This window comes from Herbidospora yilanensis (assembly GCF_001570565.1).
GTDB lineage: Bacteria > Actinomycetota > Actinomycetes > Streptosporangiales > Streptosporangiaceae > Herbidospora > Herbidospora yilanensis.
Genome location: NZ_BBXE01000046.1, coordinates 19,991 through 38,521 on the forward strand (window position 1 = coordinate 19,991; position 18,531 = coordinate 38,521).

Here is an 18,531-nt window from a genome sequence, read left to right on the forward strand (position 1 = left end):
AATGTGCATATTCCGGAACGGGGGATTTCGAAATGCCGTACATCACCACGAACGACGGGGTCAGGATCTTCTACAAGGACTGGGGGACCGGGCAGCCCGTCGTCTTCAGCCACGGCTGGCCGCTCACCGCCGACGTCTGGGACAACCAGTTGCGCCTCGTCGCCGAGCACGGCTTCCGGGGCCTGGCCCACGACCGGCGCGGCGGCGGGCGGTCCGACCAGCCGTGGAACGGCAACGACATGGACACCTACGCCGACGACCTGGCCGCGCTGCTCGACACGCTCGACCTGCGCGGCGTCGTGCTGGTCGGCCACTCGACCGGCGGCGGCGAGGTCGCCCGCTACATCGGCCGCCACGGCACCTCCCGGGTCGACAAGGTGGTGCTGGCGAGCGCCGTCCCGCCGCACATGGCCGCCTCGATGCCGATCGAGGTCTTCGACGAGATCCGCGACGGCGTCGCCGGCGACCGGTCGCAGTACTACCGGGAGCTCGCGCTGCCCTTCTACGGCTTCAACCGGCCCGACGCCGAGATCAGCCAGGGGGCGATCGACGCGTTCTGGATGTGGAGCATGCAGGTCGGGGTCAAGAGCGCCTTCGAGTGTGTACGGGCGTTCTCGGAGACCGACTTCACCGGGGATCTGCCGCGGATCGACGTGCCGACCCTGGTCGCCCACGGCGACGACGACCAGATCGTGCCGTTCGAGGCGTCGGCCCCGAAGACCGCCCGGCTGATCCCCGACGCGACCCTCCAGGTCTACCCGGGGGCGCCCCACGGGATCAGGGGCGACTACGAGAAGGCGTTCAACGCCGACCTGCTGACGTTCATCACGAAGTGATCGTGCGCCGGTGGAGGGCCTTCATCTCGGCCTCGAACTCCGGCGCCGGGCCCCCGACGGCCACGCCGGGCGCCACCTCCTGGATCGGGAGGGGGCGCACCGGCGCCGACGGCGCGCCCCACCCCTCGCGCCATTCGGACAGCTGAGCGGCCGAGACGGCGTACACGATGCGGCCGAGGCCCACCCACGCGTGGGCGGCCGAGCACATCGGGCAGTGTTCGCCGGAGGTGTAGACGGTCGCGCCCGCCCGCTCCTCCGGCGTCAGGTTGGTCGCGGCCCAGCGGGCCAGTTCGAACTCGGGGTGGCGGGTCTGGTCGCCGGCGGCGGTCCGGTTGTGGTCTTCGGCCAGGACGGTCCCGTCGGCCCCGGCGAGCACCGAGCCGAACGGCTCCTCGCCCGCCTCGAACGCCTCGTGGGCCAGCTCGACGCAGCGCCGCAGATGCCGCAGGTCCGTCTCGGAAACCGTCATCGTCACCCTTTCACCGCACCGACCAGCCCGTTGACGAAGTAGCGCTGCAGGAAGGCGAACAGCGCGATCACCGGCAGCACCATGATCAATGATGCCGCGAGCACCTCGTTGTAGCGGACGACGGTACCGGAAATCAGGGACTCCAGGCCCAGGGGCAGCGTGTAGAGCGACTCGTCGTTGAGGGAGACCCGGCTCAGCACGTACTCGTTCCAGGTCGGCACGGCCGTCAGCACCGCGATCGTGACGTGCGCGGGCCGGGTCAGCGGCAGGTGGACGCGCAGGAAGATCCGCGCCTCGCTCGCGCCGTCGGCCCGCGCGGCCTCGCGCAACTCCTTGGGGACGCTCCGGTACGCCGCCGTCAGCAGCAGCACCGTCAGCGGGGCCGTGCCGTTGACGAAGGGCAGCACCAGCCCCATGTGGGTGCCGAGCAGGCCCAGCCGGTTCTCCAGGATCACCACCGGCAGCAGCACCGTGATCCCCGGCACGAACAGCAGCGCCACGAACAACCAGTAGAGCGCCTTCGCGCCCGGGAACCTGAGCACCGCGAACGCGTAGGAGGCCAGGCTGTAGACCACCAGCACGCCCAGCACCGTCAGCCCGGTCACGATCAGGCTGTTGCGGAAGTAGTCGACGAACGCGAGCTGGTTCCACGTGGTGACGATCGTGTCGAAGGTCGGCTCGCGCGGGATCAGGTGTCCGCCGTCGAGGATCTCCTCCCGCGTCTTGAACGCCCCCGACACCATCCACAGGAACGGATAGAGGCTCAGCACGGCGTAGATCGTCAACGCCGCGTAGGCGGCCGTCTTCGCGACGCGGGCGGCGGTCACCGCACCCTCCTCAGCAGCCGGGCGTTGGCCAGCGTCAGCAGCACGGCCCCCGCGAACAACAACCAGCCCAGCGCGCTCGACAACCCGAGCGTCGGCGCCAGCCCCTTGAAGAAGGCCAGTTCGTAGGTCTCCAGGGCGAGCACGCTGGTGTGCCCGCCGGGCCCGCCGTTCGTCATGATCAGGAAGATCTGGAACCCGTGCAGCGAGTCGCGCACGCCCAGCAGCACGATCCCGGCCGTCATCGGCGTCAGCAGCGGCACGATGATCCGCCGAAGCACCTGGCGGGGGGCCGCGCCGTCGATGCGGGCCGCCTCGACCATGCTCGGGTCGATCGCCTGGAGCCCGGTGAGGTAGAGCAGCGTCGCGGTCGGCACCGCCGACCAGACCAGGATCAGGATCAGCGTCCAGAGCGCCGTCGACGGATCGGCCAGCCAGCCCTGCGGCCGGGCCAGCGAGCCGAGGCCGGCCGAGCGCAGCATCAGGTTGATCGAGCCCTCGGGTTCGAGCAGGTAGCGCCAGGCGTAGTAGGTGGCGATTCCGGTGGTGACGTACGGGAGGAAGTAGACCGAGCGCAGCAGTCCCCGCAGGCGGCGCACGGAGTTGAGCGTCACCGCCAGCGGCAGCGAGATCAGCACGGTCAGCAGCGGCACCGCCACGCACACGTGGAGGGTGTTCCACGCGGCCCGGCGCACCGCCGGGGCCAGCGACGGGTCGGCCCACAGCAGGTCGGCGTAGTTCTCCAGGCCCACCCAGATCCAGTTCGGGGTGAACCCGTTCCACGACGCGAAGCTCAGCGCGAGGCCGCTGCCGATCGTGTAGACGCCCATCACCGCGAAGAGCGCCACGGCCGGGAACACGAACGCCCAGCCGGTGAGCCACTCCTTCCACCGGGTCGCCATGGCTACTCGGCGGACTTCCACATCGCGCCGAAGACGGCGTCGAGCTCCCGGCCGGCCCGCGCCGGGTCGAGCTCCTTCAGCGGTGACAGCCGCACGAACACCTCTCCCGGTTTGACCTGGTCGTAGCCGCCCGGGAAGAACGTCGTGTCGCCGGCGTCGTAGGTGCTCTCCGGGGCGCCGGTGAAGTACTTCTGCAGCGCGGCCAGCTCCGGGCCCATCAGCGTGGCCGCCTCGGCGCCCAGATCGGTGGCCGGGAGGTCGAGCGACTCCTTGGCCACCACGCCCGCCCCGGCCGGCGAGGTGACGTAGTCGATCCACTTCAGCGCGGCGGCCCGGTTCTCGGACGTCGAGGTGACACCGAGGGAGGTCAGAGCCAACGGGGCCATCACGATGTCCTTGTGGGCGCCCGACTCCGAGGGCGGGATCGGGAAGGCGAGCACCTTGTCGGGCGACATGCCGTTCTGGGCCAGGAACGCCAGGGTGAACGTGCCGCCGACGTTGTAGGCCGACTTGCCCTGGGCGAAGGCGATGTCGGCCTCGTCGATGCCGAGGGTGGTCGCGCCGGGCATCCAGTAGGGCGTGAGCTGCCCGTACAGGTCGAGGGTCTTGACCCCGCCGGGGGACCCGAACCCGGCCGTGGTGCCCTTGGCGAACAGCCCCTGGAACTTCTCCCTGCCCAGGTAGGCGTGGGCGAGCGGCTGGTAGATCCAGTTGTAGCCGACCTGGCTGACCTTCAGGCCGAGCGAGAGGCCGCCCGCCCGCGGGTCCTTCTCCGTGGACGTCTTGAGCGCCGCCACGAACTCCTCCCAGCTCGCCGGGGGAGTGTCGGGGCTGAGCCCGGCGGCCTGGAGTTTCTCCTTGTTGGCGTAGACGATGCCGAACGCTCCCGCGGTGAACGGGACGGCGTACATCGACCCGGCCTTGGCCTGCTTGAACGGCGAGTCGGACGCCGCGCGGTCGATCCGGCCCTGGTCGAGCACGCCCGCGTTCCGCGTGGACGGCAGGAACCGCGCCCTCCAGGCGTCGTTCACGTCGCCGCCGATGTCGGCGAGCAGGCCGGAGGCGCCGAGCTCCAGGTCCTCACCCGCGGCGTGGGCCTCCAGGACGTCGGGCAGGTCGCCCGTCTGGGCGGCGCTCTGGATCTTGCTCTTGAAGACGTCGTCGGGCGTGACGGCCTCGACCTTAACGCTGATGCCGGTCTGCGCGGTGAACCGCTCGGCGGCCTTCTGGAGCGCGGTCGCGTGCGACTGCTTGAAGGTCCACATCGTCAGCGACTGACCGGACGCGGCCGGTTCGCCCGGTTGCCCGCCGCCTGACGAGCAACCGGCGGCCACCAAGGTGGCGACGGCGGCCAAGGACAGGATTCGCGCTTTCATAGATGCCATGTCGGCCCCCTGGGGGTGGGACGCAAATCGTTAAGACTGTCCCTGGAATTTACACGCGGGACATTCTGTGTCAAGGGTCAGGGTGTCAAGGGTCAGGCCGATTCGCGGCGGACCAGCCGGGCCGGGATGATCGTCTCGGTCGAGCTCTCGGCGACCGTGCCCGACAACCGGGCCAGCAGGCGTTCGCCGCAGGCGCGGCCGATCTCGCGCGCCGGGTTGGCCATCGTGGTCAGCCGGGGTGAGACCAGGCTCGCGGCCTCGATGTCGTCGAAGCCCATCACCGCCAGGTCGCCGGGGATGCGCAGGCCGCGGGCCATCGCGGCGTCGATGGCGCCCAGGGCCATGATGTCGTTGGCGCACAACACCGCGTCGGGCGGATCGGCCAGGCCGAGCAGCCACGACGTGCCGCCCGCGCCGCCCGAGCGGCTGAAGCTGGTGTGCACGACCAGCCCGGGATCGGCCTCGATCCCGGCCGAGGCCAGGGCCAGCCGGTAGCCGGAGACCCGTTCGGCGGCGGGCCCCTCGGCGCGTGGCCCGCAGACGAAGCCGATGCGCCGGTAGCCCGTTTCCAGCAGGTAGCGGGTCGCCTCGGCGGCGCCGCCCTCGTCGTCGCTGTGCACCAGGTCGACGCCGTCCTGGACCTGCACGCCGCCCAGCCGGACCACCGGCAGCCCGGCCTCGATCACCGGCAGCAGGTCTTCGGCGTGGGTGTGGAAGACGGCGAAGGCCAGCCCGTCGACCTGCCGGGCGATCATCTGGTCGATCGCGGCACGTTCCATGTCGCGGTCGCCGTCGGTGTTGCTGATGATCTCGTCGTAGCCGGCCGGCCGCAGCACGTCCTGCAACCCCCGGGCCAGCGCCGGATAGAACGGGTTGGTGATGTCGGGGATGACCAGCCCGATCGTCTGGCTGCGGTTGGTGCGCAGCCCCCTGGCCAGCACGTTGGGCCGGTAGCCGAGCCGGTCGATGGCCTCCAGCACCCGCCGCCGGGTCTCCGCCGCGACCGGGCGGCGCCCGTTGAGCGTGTGGGACACCGTGGTCGCGCTGACCCCGGCGGCCCGCGCGACCAGCAGGATGCTCGGCCGCCGCGGGTCGGCGCGCGGGGCGGGGGCACGCCGGACCGGGGGCGCGGCGAACGAGGCCAGGGCCTCTTCGAGCCGGTCGCGGGCCTCCTCGGCGGCGGTGGGCGCGGGCACGCCGTCGGCGACCCGCAGGATCGCCGACTCCCACACCCGCCGGGCCGCCGCCGCGATCAGCGTGCCGGTCACCCCCGCGCCGAGCTCCTCCTCCCGCGCCGCGAACGCCTCCCGGGCGTGCGCGCGCAGGTCGGCGTCGTCGCGGTAGACCCGCGCCCGCTCCCGGTCGATGACGCCGGTCGCCGCCACCCACCCGGCCACGACCTGCGGCACCGGCTCCTCGGGCAGCGGCCCGCGCGGCAGCAGCGGCGGGTCGGCGTCGAAGAAGAGCTGCTCCTTCGCCGGGAAGTAGTTGAACACCGTCTTGACCGCGACGTCGGCCTCGGCGGCGACGTCGGCGACCGTGACGGCGGCGAACCCGCGTTCGCCGAACAGCCGCAGCGCGGCCCCGGTGATCGCCCGGCGCGTCTCGGCCTTCTTCCGCTCCCGCCGATCCATGGAGGGATCGTATATCCACACGCACCTTGCATCGGGTGTAAGTTCTACGGCGGCTCGATCCCCCCGTCCGGGCGGCGGACCCGGCCCGCCCACCGTTCGTGCAGGTGCGTCTCGGGCGGGAACCTCGCGGCGGCGCTCTCGTCGAGGTCGACGCCCCAGCCGGGGGCGTCGTGGGGGAACAGGTAGCCGCCGACCGGGTTGATCGTGCCGGGGAAGACCTCGACGACCGGATCGGGGTAGACGTGGCCCTCCTGGATCTGGAACGCGTGCGTGGTGACGTCGAGGGCGATGTTGGCCGCCGAGCCCACGGGGGAGACGTCGGCGGGGGAGTGCCAGGCGGTGCCGACCCCGTTCAGCTCGCAGAGCGCGACCAGTTTCCGGACCGGGGTCAGCCCGCCGACGGCGGAGACGTGCAGCCGCAGCAGGTCGACCCCGCCGTTCATGACCAGCCGCGCCGCGTCGGCGACCGAACCGAGCTGCTCCCCGGCCGCGATCGGCATCGGCGCCGCCGCCCTGACCTCGGGGAGCCGGTCGTAGTGCTCGGGGGCGATCGGGTCCTCCAGGAAGAACAGCCGATAGGGGGCCAGCGCCCGCGCGAGCCCGACCGCCTGCTTCACGGTGAGCCGCGAATGGACGTCGTGCAGCAGCCCCGGCTCCTCGCCGAGCTCCTCCCGGGCCCGTTCGAAGAGCCTCGGGGTGTCGCGGAGGTAGCGCTGCACGTCCCAGCCGTCGGGATAGGGCGCCTCCGGGTAGCCGCCCGGCGAGCCGGGAGCGCCGTAGTGGCCCAGGCCGGGCGCGCCGGTCTGCAGCCGGACGTTGCGGTAGCCCGCCGCCAGCAGCCGCCGGGCGTGGTCGAGGGTCGCCTCGACGGTCGCGCCCTCGGCGTGAAGGTAGGTGTCGGCGGCGGCCCGCACCCTGCCGCCGAGCAGCTCGTAGACGGGCATGCCGGCGCGTTTGCCCATGATGTCCCAGAGGGCCTGGTCGACCCCGGACAACGCGCTGTTCAGCACCGGCCCGCCGCGCCAGTACGACGAGTAGTGCACCATCCGCACGATGTCCTCGATGTCGGCCGGATGGCGGCCCACGAGCATCGGCCCGACGTGCGCGTCGACGGCGGCGGCCACGGCGTGGAACCGCTGGGTGAAGGTGGCGCAGCCGAGGCCGTACAGGCCCGGATCGGAGGTGTCGACCCGGACGACCACCAGTGGCGGCCCCCCGGGCGCGGTCACGATCGACCGGACCCGGGTGATCCTCAGGTTGTCGCGCGGCTGCCAGGGGGCCTGGGTCTCGGGAATCATGTGGCCACTCCTGAGCTGTCGGCGATCGAAAGGGCGATGGCCGGGTGTCTTCCGGAGCGGTCCGCCATCGGGAGTAGGCATACGGCGCGATGGCTCGCGGGCAGTGGTGTTCGGGTGCGGCGGATCATCTAGTCGCTGCCGGGAAGAGGTGCCGGGCACGGAACCCGAGCAGGGTCTCGGCCGCCGTCAGGTCGATCGGCGCCTCGCGGCCCTCGAACCTTTTCCGGCGTTCCACATCGGGATGGAAGCGGTCGAGCAGTTCCTCGGTCGGCTGGGGGGCGAGGGTGTCGGGGGCCGTCACGAAGACCGCGTGGTAGCCGGTGAGGGGGACCGTGACGGCCAGCCAGGCCGCTCGGGCGGCATCGCGGTCGTCGAGGTAGGTCCAGAGTTCCGACGCCCCCAAGCCGGGGTCGTCGGCGTAGCGGGCGGCGGTGTCGTCGAACTTGTCGCCGGGCCCGCCGAGCAGCGGATAGCGCAGCGCCACCACGCCCGTCCCGAACCGCCGGGCCATCATCTCGCCGGTCGCCTCGTCGGCCTGCTTGGACAGGCCGTAGGGGTCCTCGTTCTGGAGCGGGAGCCGCTCGTCGAGCGGCAGGTAGGCGGGGTGCAGCGGCTTGGCGGCCCACGGCATCCCGGTCACCGAGAGGCTACTGGCCAGCGCCGCCCGGGGCACCCCGAGCCGCCCGGCCTCCTCCAGCACGACGAACGTCGCCCGGGTGTTGCCGCAGTAGACCTCCTCGGGGGTGCCCAGCGTCGGCGCGGGGATGGCCGCGAAGTGCAGCACCGCGTCGACCCCGGCCAGCGCCCGCCGGACCGTCGCGGGATCGCCCGCGTCGCCCACCACGACCCGTTCCGCGCCCGACGGCTCCCGATCGAGCGCGGTCGCCTCGACCCCCAGCTCGGCCAGCAGCGCGAGCGTGGCCCTGCCCAGCCTGCCCGCGGCCCCCGTGACCAGCACCCGGCGGGGTGTGTCGGCCATTCGATCACCTCCTGCAAAACGTTTTGCTTATGAGCAAAACGCGGCGTACCAGGGTTTGTCAACGCGCTTCGCCGGGCGATCTTATAGCCGGTATATCTACGGGAAGTCGATGAAACCCGGCGGCACCCGGTCGGTCAGCCACACCCCGTTGGCGCTGATCCGGAACGCGTGCCCCTCGGCGTGCATGCGCCCAGCCCGCACGGTCAGCACGACCGGACGCCCCCTCCGCGCCCCCACCCGCTCGGCCGTCGCCACGTCGGGAGACAGGTGCACGTGGTGCCGCGCCATCCGCACCAGCCCCTCGGCCCGGATCGCGGCCAGCGCCGCCGGGGCGGTCCCGTGGTAGAGCACCTCGGGCGGCTCGACCACGGGCAGGTCGAGCTCGACCTCGATCGAGTGGCCCTGGCTGGCTCTGATGAGGCCGCCCTCGATGACGTACCGCCTCTTGTCGTTGGCCTCGACCACGTGGTCGAGCTCGGCCCGGTCGAAGGGGAAGCCGTGCGCGGCGGCGGCCGCGATCAGGTCGTCGACGGAGGTCCAGCCCCGCGCGTCGAGGACCAGGCCGATGCGTTCCGGCTCGTGCCGCAGGTGCTTGGCCAGGTATTTGGAGATGCGCACCATGCGCCGTTCGTCCATGGTCTTCGAGTGTGGCCGGAAAAACCCGCCGCCGTCTTCCCGATTTCTGTTATCCGCAGGTCGTCGCGGGGTCTCCGGTTCAGACATCCCCTACGAAGGACAACCATGACTCAGACGACAGTTCCCCGCCGGCGCGCCGCGCTCGGGGGCGCCCTCGTGGCCGCCCTGAGCGCGTCCCTGATCACCGGTGCCGGGCCCGCCGAGGCCGCCGACACGCTGGTCTCGCAGGGTCGTCCCGCGGTGGCCTCGTCGGTCGAGCGGGGCGACCTGTCGGCGGCAGCGGCCTTCGACGGCAGGACGAGCACCCGCTGGTCCAGCAAGTTCGCCGACCCGCAGTGGATCCGCCTCGACCTGGGCAAGGTCACGCCGATCAGCCGGATCGTGCTCAACTGGGAGCGCGCGTACGCGACCGCCTTCCAGATCCAGACCTCGAACGACGCCGCGACGTGGCGGACCATCCACACCACCACCGCCGGCAGGGGCGGCGTGCAGACGATCAACGCCTCGGCCAGCGCCCGCTACGTGCGCCTCCACGCCACCAAGCGGTCCAGCCAGTACGGCGTCTCCCTCTGGGAGTTCCAGGTCTTCGGCAACGGCACCCCCGGGACGACCCCGACCACCACGCCTGCCACGACCCCCAAGCCGAGCCCGTCGTCGAGCCCGAGCACGCCCCCGGCGACCGCGAAGGGCAAGAAGGGCATCGCCGTCTGGCAGATCCCCGGCGTCAACGCCGCCGTGGCCAACGCCCAGGCGAGCTGGTACTACACCTGGGCCGTCGACCACGCCAACATCACCACCCCGGCCGACAGCCAGTTCGTCCCGATGATCTGGGGCGCCAACAGCGTCACCGACGCCAACCTGGCCAAGGCCAAGGCGGCCGGCCCCTACCTGCTCGGCTTCAACGAGCCCGACTTCGCCGACCAGGCCAACATGACGGTCGAGAAGGCACTCGACCTCTGGCCGAGGCTCCAGGACGCTGGCAAGATCCTCGGCGCCCCCGCCGTGGCGTGGGGCGGCGACCGCGCGGGCGGCTGGCTCGACCGCTTCATGACCGGCGCGAAGCAGCGCGGCTACCGCGTCGACTTCATCCCGCTGCACTGGTACGGCGGCGACTTCGTCACCGAGCGCGCCGTCCAGCAGCTCAAGGGCTACCTCCAGGCCGTGTACGACCGTTACAGGAAGCCCATCTGGCTGACCGAGTTCGCCCTGATCGACTTCAGCAACGGCGTCCGCTACCCGACCGAGGCCCAGCAGGCCGCGTTCGTGACCGAATCGGCCAAGATGCTCCAGTCGCTTCCGTTCGTCGAGCGCTACGCGTGGTTCGGCATCGGCGCGGGGGCCGGCGGCGTCAACAGCGGCCTCTTCCGCGACAACGGCACCCCGACCGCGGTCGGCCGCGCCTTCCAGGCGCTGCCCCGCTAGTCACCCGATCCGGCCGGACCGCCATCCCGGGACCCGCACCCCCGGCATTTCGCCCGGGTCCCGGGATGGCCCTTTTCTTACGCCATAATCCGACGATGCTCCGCTTGTTGATCTCCGTGGCCCTCGTGTACGCCGGCGCCTCGGCCGCCGGAGGAGCGGCCGCGAAGGACCCGTGGCCTGAGGGTGGCCGCCTCGGCGTCTACATGTGCCCGCAGGACTCCGTCGTGGACGGCTGCGATGGGGGCGCGGCGACGCCCGAGATGGTCCGTGCCGTCCGCAGGGTGCTGGAGGCCGATCCCCGCCTCGCCGATCTGACGTACTCCAGCCCCGCGGACATGGTGGCGGACGCCACACGGCTGATGGAGGAGAACAGGTCGAACGCCGAACCTCTCTACGACCAGGCGGAACTGGCGGAGATGGGCCTGACGGAAGACGACCTGAAGCCCGAGGAGGCGGGAATGGGGGGAATGTTCACCGCCACCATCGCCCGCACGGCGGACCTCGCGGCGGTGGAGGCGGACTATCCGGGCTACCCGGACAGCCCGGAGCTCGTCGGATCATGGGGGGCGTCGGTCACCCCCAAGCCGTACTGGGCGGACAAGGGCGAGGTCGTCGTCAGGATGTGCGGCGAGCGCGTGGAGTACTCGTCGTACACGTGCGCCGGAGGCCGGGGCGCGGCCACGGCGGCCGAGCTCGCGGCCGTCGAGAAGGTGCTCAGGGGGATCGACGGTGGAGTGGTGTATCCGGTGAGCCGGGCCTTCACGCTCTGGATCGAAAGCCGGGGCGATGTGCGGGAGTCGTTCGGAAAGCCGCTCGACCCGCCCTCCAGCGAGGTCACCGAGGCCCACTACGGCGAGATGTTCGTGGTGGACCCGCCCGGCACACCCGACCCCGCCCTCCTCGACCGGCTGATCCGCATGCCCGGGGTGTTGGGCGTGCACTGATCTCTCTGCGGCAGGATCGAGCGATGAGCATCGAGGCCATGCAGGAGCTCACCTCCCGCCTGTGGTTCCCGGGTGCCCGCTGGCACGTCGGCGACCTCGCCTGGGGTCTGCGCCAGCACACCGGCCGCGAGCACGAGTGGCCCACGAAGGTCTGGCGCTCGGACGGCCGGGTCGTCGCGTGGGGATGGGCCGAGTTGCCCGGCCACCTCAACCTCCAGGCCGTCGACGAGCACTGGGCCGATGAGGTCCTCGCCTGGTTCGAGGAGATCACCGAGCCGGCGGGCGTCGTGGTCTCCAGTGCCGAGCCGCACCTGGTGCGCGCCGTCGAGGCGCGCGGGTTCGTCCAGGTGGACGGGCCGTTCTTCCTGCATCTGGTACGCGACCTCGAAGGGCTGCCCCGGCCGCGGGCCGCCTGCCGTCCCGTCATCGACGTCGCGGGCCGGGTCAGGGCCCACCGGGAGGCCTTCTACCCCTCGCGCGTCACCGAGGAGAGCTACCGGAACGTCCAGGACACCTGGCCGTACCGGAGAGAGCTCGACGTCGTCGCCGACGTGGACGGCGAGACGGCCGCCTACTGCCTGGCCTGGCTCGACGACGCCCGGAAGGCCGTGCTGATCGAGCCCGTCGGCACCGTCCCCGACCACCGGGGCAGAGGGCTGGCCCGGGACGTCTGCCTGGCCGCCCTCCACGCCGCGAAGGACCTCGGGGCCGAGATCGCCACGGTCAGCCCCCGGGGCGACGACGCCTGGCCGATTCCGGCGCGTCTGTACCGTTCGATGGGGTTCACCCAAGTCGCCCGGACCGTGCACTATGGTGTGGCCCGAGGATAAGGAGACCAGGTGGACCTCAAGGCTACGTTCGACGCCATCGACGCCGACAGCGACGGATACGTCACCGAGGCCGAGATCGTCGCCCACTTCCCCCAGTTGCCCGCCGAGGCCCTGGGGGCCTACGCGACCGGTCTCGACGCCGACGGCGACGGCCGCTACTCCTTCGAGGAATTCTCCCGCCTCCTCGGGTAATGCCGGGGCTCTCAACGTCATAAGGGGGACGTGACCCCCGAAACCTTCGAGGCCGTCTTCCGCGACACCTACGAACGGCTGACTCGTTACGCGGTGCGCCGTTGCGCGTCGCCGCAGGACGCCGCCGACGTCGTCGCGGACACCTACGCCGTGGCCTGGCGCAAACGCGAGAAGATCCCACGCGGCGACGAGGCGATTCTCTGGCTCTACGCCGTCGCCCGCCGCGTCCTGTCCGAACACCGCAGGAGCGGCCGCCGCGACGCGCTGCTCGACGCCGAGATGGCCGACCTGTACGCCGAGACGCCCGGCGTCGAGATGAGCGTGATCGGGCAGACCTTCCGGGCGCTGCCCGACGGCGACCGCGAACTGCTCGCCCTGGTGGCCTGGGAAGGGCTCGGCCACGACGAGATCGCCGTGACGCTCGGCATCACCCGCAACAACGTCCGCGTCCGCCTCCACCGCGCCCGCCGCCGGTTCGCGAAGGCGCTGGCCGCCAACGGCGTGCCCACCTCGTTCGCCCTGGCACCCCTGGGAGAAATCCGATGACCGATCTGCTGACGACCCTCGACCCGTCCGCCCGAGGCGGCGACCCGGACGCGCCGGGCGCCCGCGCGCTGCTGGCCCACGTGATGAGCGAGCCCGCGCCGGTCCGGCGGCGCCGCTTCCTGCGGCCCGCGCTGGTGGCCGTCGCCACCGGGCTCGTCGTGACGCTGACCCCGCCCCAGATCGTGACGTCCTACGCCAACGCGGCCGTCGAGATCCACCTGGAGGGGAGGCAGTACGTCGCCCGGATCCTCGATCCCCTCGCCGAGCACGAGCGGTTCACCGAGGCGTTCCGCGCCGTGGGGCTCGACGTGCGGATCCGGCCGCTGCCGGTCTCGCCGCTGTCGGCCGGCACGTCGCTCGGCATGATGATCGGCGGGACGTTCGACCGCCCCGGCGAGATCGGCGGCGAGTTCGCCTACGACGGGGTCGTGCTGAGCGCCAATCCCGAGCCGAAGGGGTGCGCACCCGCCCAGCCGGGCTGCTCGCTGATCGTCCGGGTGCCCGAGGGTTTTCCCGGGTCGGTCGACATCCGGCTCGGCCGGCCCGCCCGGCCGGGAGAGGACTACGCCGACTTCGACAAGGCCCTCGCGCCCGGCGGGCCGCTCCACGGGGTGCGGCTGCGGCACGGCGCGCCCGTGAGGGACGTCAGGGCCGAGGCGGAGCGGCGGGGCCTGCGGGTGACGTACCAGAGGATCGACATCGGGCCCGGCGGAGGGCTCTCGTTCGCCGACGTCACCCCCGGCGACCGGTGGACCGTCTGGAACGCCTGGCAGGTCCGCGAGGGGGTGGTGCGGCTGCTGGTGACTGAACGGCGGCTCAGTCAGAACCCGTTTTACAACGGGTCCGCGCCGCCTCCCAACCTGTAGGCGGCATTGACCCGACCTGTACCGCACCGTAACAATATGGACGTCTCGGGCTTGGCGGCGGTGGCACGTCATAGGTCAAGCAGGGTTTTTTGAACCGTAGACGCGTTCGGCGTGCGCGTCCTCCGACCGGGGACTCAGCGTGCCATAGGCCGGCTACATCCGACCTCACCAAGCCGTCCCTTCGGAGATATATCGAAAGGGAAGCCGGTGATGGTGAAGCAGAGTCGGACGGGCGTCTGGTTCGTTGGAGTTCGTGGGTCGGTGGCGACCACCGCGATGGCGGGTGCCACCGCGGTGCGGCTGGGGCTGGCCGCCCCGGCGGGCCTGGTCTCGGAACTGCCGGACTTCGCACAGCTTCCGTTGGCCGGATTCGGGGACCTCGTCTTCGGTGGTCACGACATCGTGGCCACGCCGCTGGCCAAGCGCGTGGAGCAGTTGACCACCTCGGGGGTGGTCCCGCGCGACATCGCGGCGGCGGTGCTGCCGGAGGTGACGGCGGTCGAGGCGGAGATCCGCGACGGCGTGCACGTCGAGGACGCGGTGCCGCAGCTCCAGGTCGTGGCGCGGCTGGCCGCCGACATCGCGGGTTTCCGCGAGCGGCACGGGCTCGACCGGGTCGTCGTGATCAACGTCTCGTCGACGGAGCCGCCGAGCGCCTACCGTCCCGAGCACGACGACCTCACGGCGCTCACGAAGGCGATGGAGACCGACGCCTACGTGCTGCCGCCCAGTTCCGTGTACGCCTACGCCGCCTTCGAGGCCGGCTGCGCCTTCGTCGACTTCACCCCGTCGACCGGCGCCCGCCTGCCGGCGCTCGACGAGCTGGCCAAGTCGCGCGGCGTCCCGTACGCCGGCAGCGACGGCAAGACCGGTGAGACGCTGATGCGGTCGGCGCTGGCGCCCATGTTCACCACCCGGGCGCTGCGTGTCCTGTCGTGGTCGGGCACCAACCTGCTCGGCGGCGGCGACGGGGCGACCCTGGCCGACCCGGCCGCCGCGGCCAGCAAGACGGCCTCCAAGCAGCGGGGCATGGCCAAGATGCTCGGGTACTCCGCCGGGGGCGACGTCCACATTGACTACGTTCCTGACCTGGGCGACTGGAAGACCGCCTGGGACCACATCCTGTTCGAGGGATTCCTCGGCGTCCGGATGACGATGCAGTTCACCTGGCAGGGCTGCGACTCGGCGCTGGCCGCGCCGCTCGTGCTCGACCTGGCGCGGTTCACGTCGTGGGCGCACGCGCAGGGCGAGTCGGGCGCGCTGACCTCGCTCGGCTTCTTCTTCAAGGACCCCGTCGGCACCGACGAGCACCGGTTGCTCGCCCAGTACGACGCGTTGCGAGAGTGGGCGGCCCGATGACGCCCGACGACCTGCGCGCCGCCCTCGACCTCACCCCCGAGGCGGCGGCCTGGCTGGAGGCCTCCCGGGAGAAGGTCGCCGGCGACCCCGCCAAGCTGGCCGTCCTGTTCCCGGCGGCCGGGCGGAAGGTCGGCCGGGGCGCCCTGGAGCACCCGGCCGGCTGGACGGCCGACGACGCCGCCCGCGCCCTGCTGCTCGACGCGCTGCCGCGGCCCAGGGCGGCGGCGGTGTCGCGGGCGTACACCGAGGGGGACAACGCCGAGAAGCGGGCCGTGCTGCGGGCGCTGCCGCTCCTCGACCTCGGTGACGAGGGGCTGCCGCTGGTCCGCGACGCCCTGCGCACCAACGACACCCGGCTCGTGGCCGCCGCCATGGGCCCCTACGCCGCCGCCCACCTCGACGACGAGGGCTGGCGGCACGGCGTGCTCAAGTGCGTTTTCGTGGGCGTTCCCGTGGCCGCGGTCGCGGGCCTGGCCGACCGCGCCGACGCCGAGCTGGCCCGCATGCTGGCCGACTTCGCCAAGGAGCGCGAAGCGGCCGGCCGCGTGGTGCCCGACGACGTGCACCTCGTGCTCCAACTCGCCGACCAGGAGTCCTGAACATGCGTATCTTCGACCCGCACATCCACATGACGTCGCGGACCACGAACGACTACGAGGCCATGTACGAGGCCGGCGTCCGCGCCCTGGTCGAGCCCGCCTTCTGGCTGGGCCAGCCGCGCACCGGGGTGCGCTCGTTCCTCGACTACTTCGACTCCCTCGTGGGCTGGGAGCCCTTCCGGGCCGCGCAGTTCGGCATCCGCCACCACTGCACGATCGCGCTGAACCCGAAAGAGGCCAACGACCCCCGCTGCGTGGACGTCCTCGACGAGCTGCCGCGCTACCTCGCCAAGGACGGCGTGGTCGCGGTCGGCGAGGTCGGCTACGACTCGATGACCAAGGAGGAGGACGAGGCCTTCACGCGTCAGCTCGACTTGGCGAAGGAGCACGAGCTGCCGATCATGGTCCACACCCCCCACCGCGACAAGGCCGCCGGCACCCGGCGGACCCTGGACGTCGTGCGCGAGTCGGGCATCGACCCGGGCATGGTCGTGGTCGACCACCTCAACGAGATGACCGTGAAGATGGTCGTCGAGTCGGGGAGCTGGGCCGCCTTCTCGATCTACCCCGACACCAAGATGGACGAGGACCGCATGGTCCGCATCCTCCAGGAGTTCGGCACCGACCGGATGCTGGTCAACTCGGCCGCCGACTGGGGCCGCAGCGACCCGCTGAAGACCCGCAAGACCGGCGACGCGATGCTGGCCGCCGGGTTCGGCGCCGACGACGTCGACAAGGTCCTGTGGCGCAACCCGGTCGAGTTCTACGGCCAGTCGGGCCGCCTCGACCTGGAGGACCTGAAGACCGACGAGACCTTCGAGGGCAACTCGGTGCTGCGCGGCGTGCGCAAGGACGCCTGACATGCGGCTCCGGCATCCCGACGGGTCGACGGTGCACGTCGCCTACTGCACCAACGTCCACCCCGCCGAAAGCCTGGAGGGTGTCCTGGGCCAGCTCGCCCGCTTCGGCGAGCCGGTCAGGGAGGCCCTCGGCGTCGACCGCCTTGGCCTCGGCCTGTGGCTGGCGCGCGACGTCGCGACCGCCCTGGTGGAGGACCCCGTCCAGGTGGTGCGGCTGCGCCGCGAGCTCGCCGCGCGCGGCCTGGAGGTGGTGACGCTCAACGCGTTCCCCTACCGGGGCTTCCACGACCCGGTGGTGAAGCGGAAGGTGTACGTCCCCGACTGGACCACCCGCGACCGGCTGCGCTACACCCTCGACTGCGCCTCGGTGCTGGCCGGGCTGCTGCCCGACGACGCCGCGCGCGGCAGCGTCTCGACCCTGCCGCTGGCCTGGCGCACCCCGTGGGACGCGGGCATGGCCGCCCAGGCCCGGTCGCGGCTCACCGAGCTGGCCGAAGGACTGTCCAAGCTGGCGGCCTCCAGCGGCCGGACGATCCGGGTGGCCCTCGAACCCGAGCCCGGTTGTGTCGTGGAGACCATCGGGCAGGCGTGCGAGGAGTTCGCCGCGCTCGACCACGACTGGCTCGGCGTCTGCCTCGACGTCTGCCACCTGGCCGTGCAGTTCGAGGACCCGGCCGAGGCGCTGGCCGCGCTGGAGACGGCGGGCCTGCCGGTCGTGAAGACGCAGGCCTCCTGCGCCCTGCACGTCGAGGACCCCGCCTCCGCGAAGGAGGAGCTGGCCGCCTTCCACGAGGAGCGGTTCCTGCACCAGACGCGGGAGCGCGGCGGCGGGTCGTGCGACGACCTCGACGAGGCGCTCGCCGGGCTGCCCGGCGACGACGCCTGGCGGGTGCACTTCCACCTGCCGCTGCACGCCGACCCCGAGCCGCCGCTGGCGAGCACGAGCGGCGTGCTGAACAGCACCCTCGAAGCCCTCTTCGGCGGAGAGCGGGCGGTGACCGACCACGTGGAGGTCGAGACCTACACCTGGCAGGTCCTCCCCGAGGACCGCCGCCCGCACGGAGACGCGGGCCTGGTGGCGGGTCTCGCCGCCGAGCTCGCCTGGACGCGCGACCGCCTGGTCGCGCTCGGACTGGAGGACGTGTCCCGATGACGAGATGGCTGGCCCGGTTGCTGATCGCGGTGCTCTGCCTGGGCACGACGACGGTCCTCCTGGAGGGCCCGGCGTTCGCCCACGGCCAGCTCGTCGAGTCGTCACCGGAGAAGGGCGGCACCCTCGCCGAGGCCCGCCAGACCCTGACGCTCTGGTTCACCGAGGCGCCGCCGGGCAACGCCCACTTCACCGTGACCGGGCCCGACGGCAAGCGCGTCGAGCGGCAGTGGCTCACCGGCGCGACCAAGCGCCTCGACGAGCCGGTCACGGAGCTGTTCCTGATCGACGGCAAGTGGGAGCCCCGCCTCTACCACGAGGGCTACTCGGTCGAGATCCCCGTGGCCTATTGGCCCAAGACCGGCGACTACACGGTCGAGTACCTGTCGATGGCCAGCGACGGCGAAGAGGTCAAGGGCAAGCTGGAGTTCACCTACGCGGGCAAGACGGGCAAGGCCCCCGCCGACTGGACCGAGCCGACGCACGGCCCCGACCCGGGCCTGCTCGCCGCGATCGAGGCGGCCCACTCGCAGGACAACCGGCCGGTGACCCTGCCGACCACCGACACCCAGACCGTGACGACGGCCGCGCCGAGCGTCGTGCCGTCGCCGGTGGCCGCGCCCGACACGGGTGACGACAGCCCGCTGGTCTGGCTGATCCCGGTCGTGCTCGGCCTCGGCGTGGTGGTCCTGCTGGCGCGGGCGATGCGACGTCCACCGGCGAAGAAGACGGGCAGGTCGGGGAACCCCGCGAAGAACAACCGGCCCAAGGCCGGCGCGAAGAGACGTTGACTGGAGAAC

At 71.9% G+C, this 18,531-nt stretch carries 20 protein-coding genes; 12 read left to right on the plus strand and 8 right to left on the minus strand.

Features of this window, described 5'->3' with window-relative positions; genetic code table 11:
- The first annotated feature begins 32 nt into the window (after window positions 1-32).
- Complete coding sequence (locus AW273_RS33060) at window positions 33-836, plus strand: alpha/beta fold hydrolase (RefSeq protein ID WP_062357096.1); 804 nt, start codon at window positions 33-35, stop codon at window positions 834-836.
- Here the strand turns inward: AW273_RS33060 and AW273_RS33065 are convergent.
- From AW273_RS33065 to AW273_RS33100, 8 genes are all read right to left on the minus strand, one after another.
- The gene (locus AW273_RS33065) at window positions 826-1,305 is read right to left on the minus strand and encodes a nucleoside deaminase (protein ID WP_062357099.1); all 480 of its coding nucleotides are present in this window, start codon (window positions 1,303-1,305) and stop codon (window positions 826-828) included. The genes AW273_RS33060 and AW273_RS33065 overlap by 11 nt on opposite strands.
- 2 nt (window positions 1,306-1,307) lie before the next feature.
- Complete coding sequence (locus AW273_RS33070; protein ID WP_198168486.1) at window positions 1,308-2,132, minus strand: carbohydrate ABC transporter permease; 825 nt, start codon at window positions 2,130-2,132, stop codon at window positions 1,308-1,310.
- Window positions 2,129-3,031 (minus strand): carbohydrate ABC transporter permease, encoded by a 903-nt coding sequence (locus tag AW273_RS33075; RefSeq protein WP_062357101.1) that lies wholly within the window; start codon window positions 3,029-3,031, stop codon window positions 2,129-2,131. The genes AW273_RS33070 and AW273_RS33075 overlap by 4 nt, the downstream gene beginning before the upstream one ends.
- Window positions 3,032-3,033: 2 nt before the next feature.
- Window positions 3,034-4,407, minus strand: coding sequence for an ABC transporter substrate-binding protein (locus tag AW273_RS33080; protein ID WP_198168487.1), 1,374 nt, complete (start codon window positions 4,405-4,407; stop codon window positions 3,034-3,036).
- Window positions 4,408-4,508: 101 nt separating this feature from the next.
- Window positions 4,509-6,050 (minus strand): LacI family DNA-binding transcriptional regulator, encoded by a 1,542-nt coding sequence (locus AW273_RS36765; protein ID WP_062357107.1) that lies wholly within the window; start codon window positions 6,048-6,050, stop codon window positions 4,509-4,511.
- A 44-nt stretch (window positions 6,051-6,094) separates the two neighbouring features.
- Complete coding sequence (locus AW273_RS33090; protein WP_062357109.1) at window positions 6,095-7,348, minus strand: enolase C-terminal domain-like protein; 1,254 nt, start codon at window positions 7,346-7,348, stop codon at window positions 6,095-6,097.
- A gap of 124 nt (window positions 7,349-7,472) precedes the next feature.
- Window positions 7,473-8,327, minus strand: coding sequence for an NAD-dependent epimerase/dehydratase family protein (locus AW273_RS33095; protein WP_062357112.1), 855 nt, complete (start codon window positions 8,325-8,327; stop codon window positions 7,473-7,475).
- A 96-nt stretch (window positions 8,328-8,423) separates the two neighbouring features.
- Window positions 8,424-8,963: an RNA 2'-phosphotransferase gene (locus tag AW273_RS33100; protein WP_062357115.1), complete on the minus strand. Its 540-nt coding sequence runs from the start codon at window positions 8,961-8,963 to the stop codon at window positions 8,424-8,426.
- Window positions 8,964-9,068: 105 nt separating this feature from the next.
- Between AW273_RS33100 and AW273_RS36770 the strand changes: the two genes are divergently transcribed.
- The 11 genes from AW273_RS36770 (at window position 9,069) to AW273_RS33155 (ending at window position 18,522) form a co-directional block, all read left to right on the plus strand.
- Window positions 9,069-10,385, plus strand: a complete 1,317-nt coding sequence (locus tag AW273_RS36770; protein ID WP_083950236.1) for a glycosyl hydrolase — start codon at window positions 9,069-9,071, stop codon at window positions 10,383-10,385.
- A gap of 95 nt (window positions 10,386-10,480) precedes the next feature.
- Window positions 10,481-11,329 (plus strand): hypothetical protein, encoded by an 849-nt coding sequence (locus tag AW273_RS38260; RefSeq protein ID WP_062357118.1) that lies wholly within the window; start codon window positions 10,481-10,483, stop codon window positions 11,327-11,329.
- Between the two features lie 23 nt (window positions 11,330-11,352).
- Window positions 11,353-12,159: a GNAT family N-acetyltransferase gene (locus AW273_RS33115; RefSeq protein ID WP_062357120.1), complete on the plus strand. Its 807-nt coding sequence runs from the start codon at window positions 11,353-11,355 to the stop codon at window positions 12,157-12,159.
- 9 nt (window positions 12,160-12,168) lie between these two features.
- Window positions 12,169-12,351: an EF-hand domain-containing protein gene (locus AW273_RS33120; RefSeq protein ID WP_062357122.1), complete on the plus strand. Its 183-nt coding sequence runs from the start codon at window positions 12,169-12,171 to the stop codon at window positions 12,349-12,351.
- 30 nt (window positions 12,352-12,381) lie between these two features.
- Entirely contained in the window at window positions 12,382-12,897 is a 516-nt protein-coding gene (locus AW273_RS33125) for an RNA polymerase sigma factor (protein WP_062357124.1), read from the plus strand.
- The gene (locus tag AW273_RS33130) at window positions 12,894-13,763 is read left to right on the plus strand and encodes a hypothetical protein (protein ID WP_062357127.1); all 870 of its coding nucleotides are present in this window, start codon (window positions 12,894-12,896) and stop codon (window positions 13,761-13,763) included. The genes AW273_RS33125 and AW273_RS33130 overlap by 4 nt, the downstream gene beginning before the upstream one ends.
- 210 nt (window positions 13,764-13,973) lie before the next feature.
- Window positions 13,974-15,122: an inositol-3-phosphate synthase gene (locus AW273_RS33135; RefSeq protein ID WP_062357185.1), complete on the plus strand. Its 1,149-nt coding sequence runs from the start codon at window positions 13,974-13,976 to the stop codon at window positions 15,120-15,122.
- Window positions 15,119-15,721, plus strand: coding sequence for an EboA domain-containing protein (locus AW273_RS33140; protein WP_062357183.1), 603 nt, complete (start codon window positions 15,119-15,121; stop codon window positions 15,719-15,721). Before AW273_RS33135 ends, AW273_RS33140 begins: the two co-directional genes overlap by 4 nt.
- 2 nt (window positions 15,722-15,723) lie before the next feature.
- Entirely contained in the window at window positions 15,724-16,581 is an 858-nt protein-coding gene (locus tag AW273_RS33145; protein WP_062357129.1) for a TatD family hydrolase, read from the plus strand.
- A gap of 1 nt (window position 16,582) precedes the next feature.
- Window positions 16,583-17,734, plus strand: coding sequence for a metabolite traffic protein EboE (eboE, locus tag AW273_RS33150; RefSeq protein WP_062357131.1), 1,152 nt, complete (start codon window positions 16,583-16,585; stop codon window positions 17,732-17,734).
- Window positions 17,731-18,522, plus strand: coding sequence for a copper resistance CopC family protein (locus AW273_RS33155; RefSeq protein WP_062357133.1), 792 nt, complete (start codon window positions 17,731-17,733; stop codon window positions 18,520-18,522). The genes eboE and AW273_RS33155 overlap by 4 nt, the downstream gene beginning before the upstream one ends.
- Window positions 18,523-18,531: the final 9 nt, after the last annotated feature.

What these genes read in the sequence shown, in the direction of transcription:
- AW273_RS33075 (WP_062357101.1), bottom strand. Translation starts at nt 3,031, where the DNA reads ATGGCGACCCGGTGGAAGGAGTGGCTCACCGGCTGGGCGTTCGTGTTC.
- AW273_RS33145 (WP_062357129.1), top strand. Translation starts at nt 15,724, where the DNA reads ATGCGTATCTTCGACCCGCACATCCACATGACGTCGCGGACCACGAAC.
- AW273_RS33100 (WP_062357115.1), bottom strand. Translation starts at nt 8,963, where the DNA reads ATGGACGAACGGCGCATGGTGCGCATCTCCAAATACCTGGCCAAGCAC.
- AW273_RS36770 (WP_083950236.1), top strand. Translation starts at nt 9,069, where the DNA reads ATGACTCAGACGACAGTTCCCCGCCGGCGCGCCGCGCTCGGGGGCGCC.
- AW273_RS33135 (WP_062357185.1), top strand. Translation starts at nt 13,974, where the DNA reads ATGGTGAAGCAGAGTCGGACGGGCGTCTGGTTCGTTGGAGTTCGTGGG.
- AW273_RS33130 (WP_062357127.1), top strand. Translation starts at nt 12,894, where the DNA reads ATGACCGATCTGCTGACGACCCTCGACCCGTCCGCCCGAGGCGGCGAC.
- AW273_RS33115 (WP_062357120.1), top strand. Translation starts at nt 11,353, where the DNA reads ATGAGCATCGAGGCCATGCAGGAGCTCACCTCCCGCCTGTGGTTCCCG.
- AW273_RS36765 (WP_062357107.1), bottom strand. Translation starts at nt 6,050, where the DNA reads ATGGATCGGCGGGAGCGGAAGAAGGCCGAGACGCGCCGGGCGATCACC.
- AW273_RS33090 (WP_062357109.1), bottom strand. Translation starts at nt 7,348, where the DNA reads ATGATTCCCGAGACCCAGGCCCCCTGGCAGCCGCGCGACAACCTGAGG.
- AW273_RS38260 (WP_062357118.1), top strand. Translation starts at nt 10,481, where the DNA reads ATGCTCCGCTTGTTGATCTCCGTGGCCCTCGTGTACGCCGGCGCCTCG.
- AW273_RS33140 (WP_062357183.1), top strand. Translation starts at nt 15,119, where the DNA reads ATGACGCCCGACGACCTGCGCGCCGCCCTCGACCTCACCCCCGAGGCG.
- AW273_RS33080 (WP_198168487.1), bottom strand. Translation starts at nt 4,407, where the DNA reads ATGAAAGCGCGAATCCTGTCCTTGGCCGCCGTCGCCACCTTGGTGGCC.
- AW273_RS33095 (WP_062357112.1), bottom strand. Translation starts at nt 8,327, where the DNA reads ATGGCCGACACACCCCGCCGGGTGCTGGTCACGGGGGCCGCGGGCAGG.
- AW273_RS33155 (WP_062357133.1), top strand. Translation starts at nt 17,731, where the DNA reads ATGACGAGATGGCTGGCCCGGTTGCTGATCGCGGTGCTCTGCCTGGGC.
- eboE (WP_062357131.1), top strand. Translation starts at nt 16,583, where the DNA reads ATGCGGCTCCGGCATCCCGACGGGTCGACGGTGCACGTCGCCTACTGC.
- AW273_RS33060 (WP_062357096.1), top strand. Translation starts at nt 33, where the DNA reads ATGCCGTACATCACCACGAACGACGGGGTCAGGATCTTCTACAAGGAC.
- AW273_RS33065 (WP_062357099.1), bottom strand. Translation starts at nt 1,305, where the DNA reads ATGACGGTTTCCGAGACGGACCTGCGGCATCTGCGGCGCTGCGTCGAG.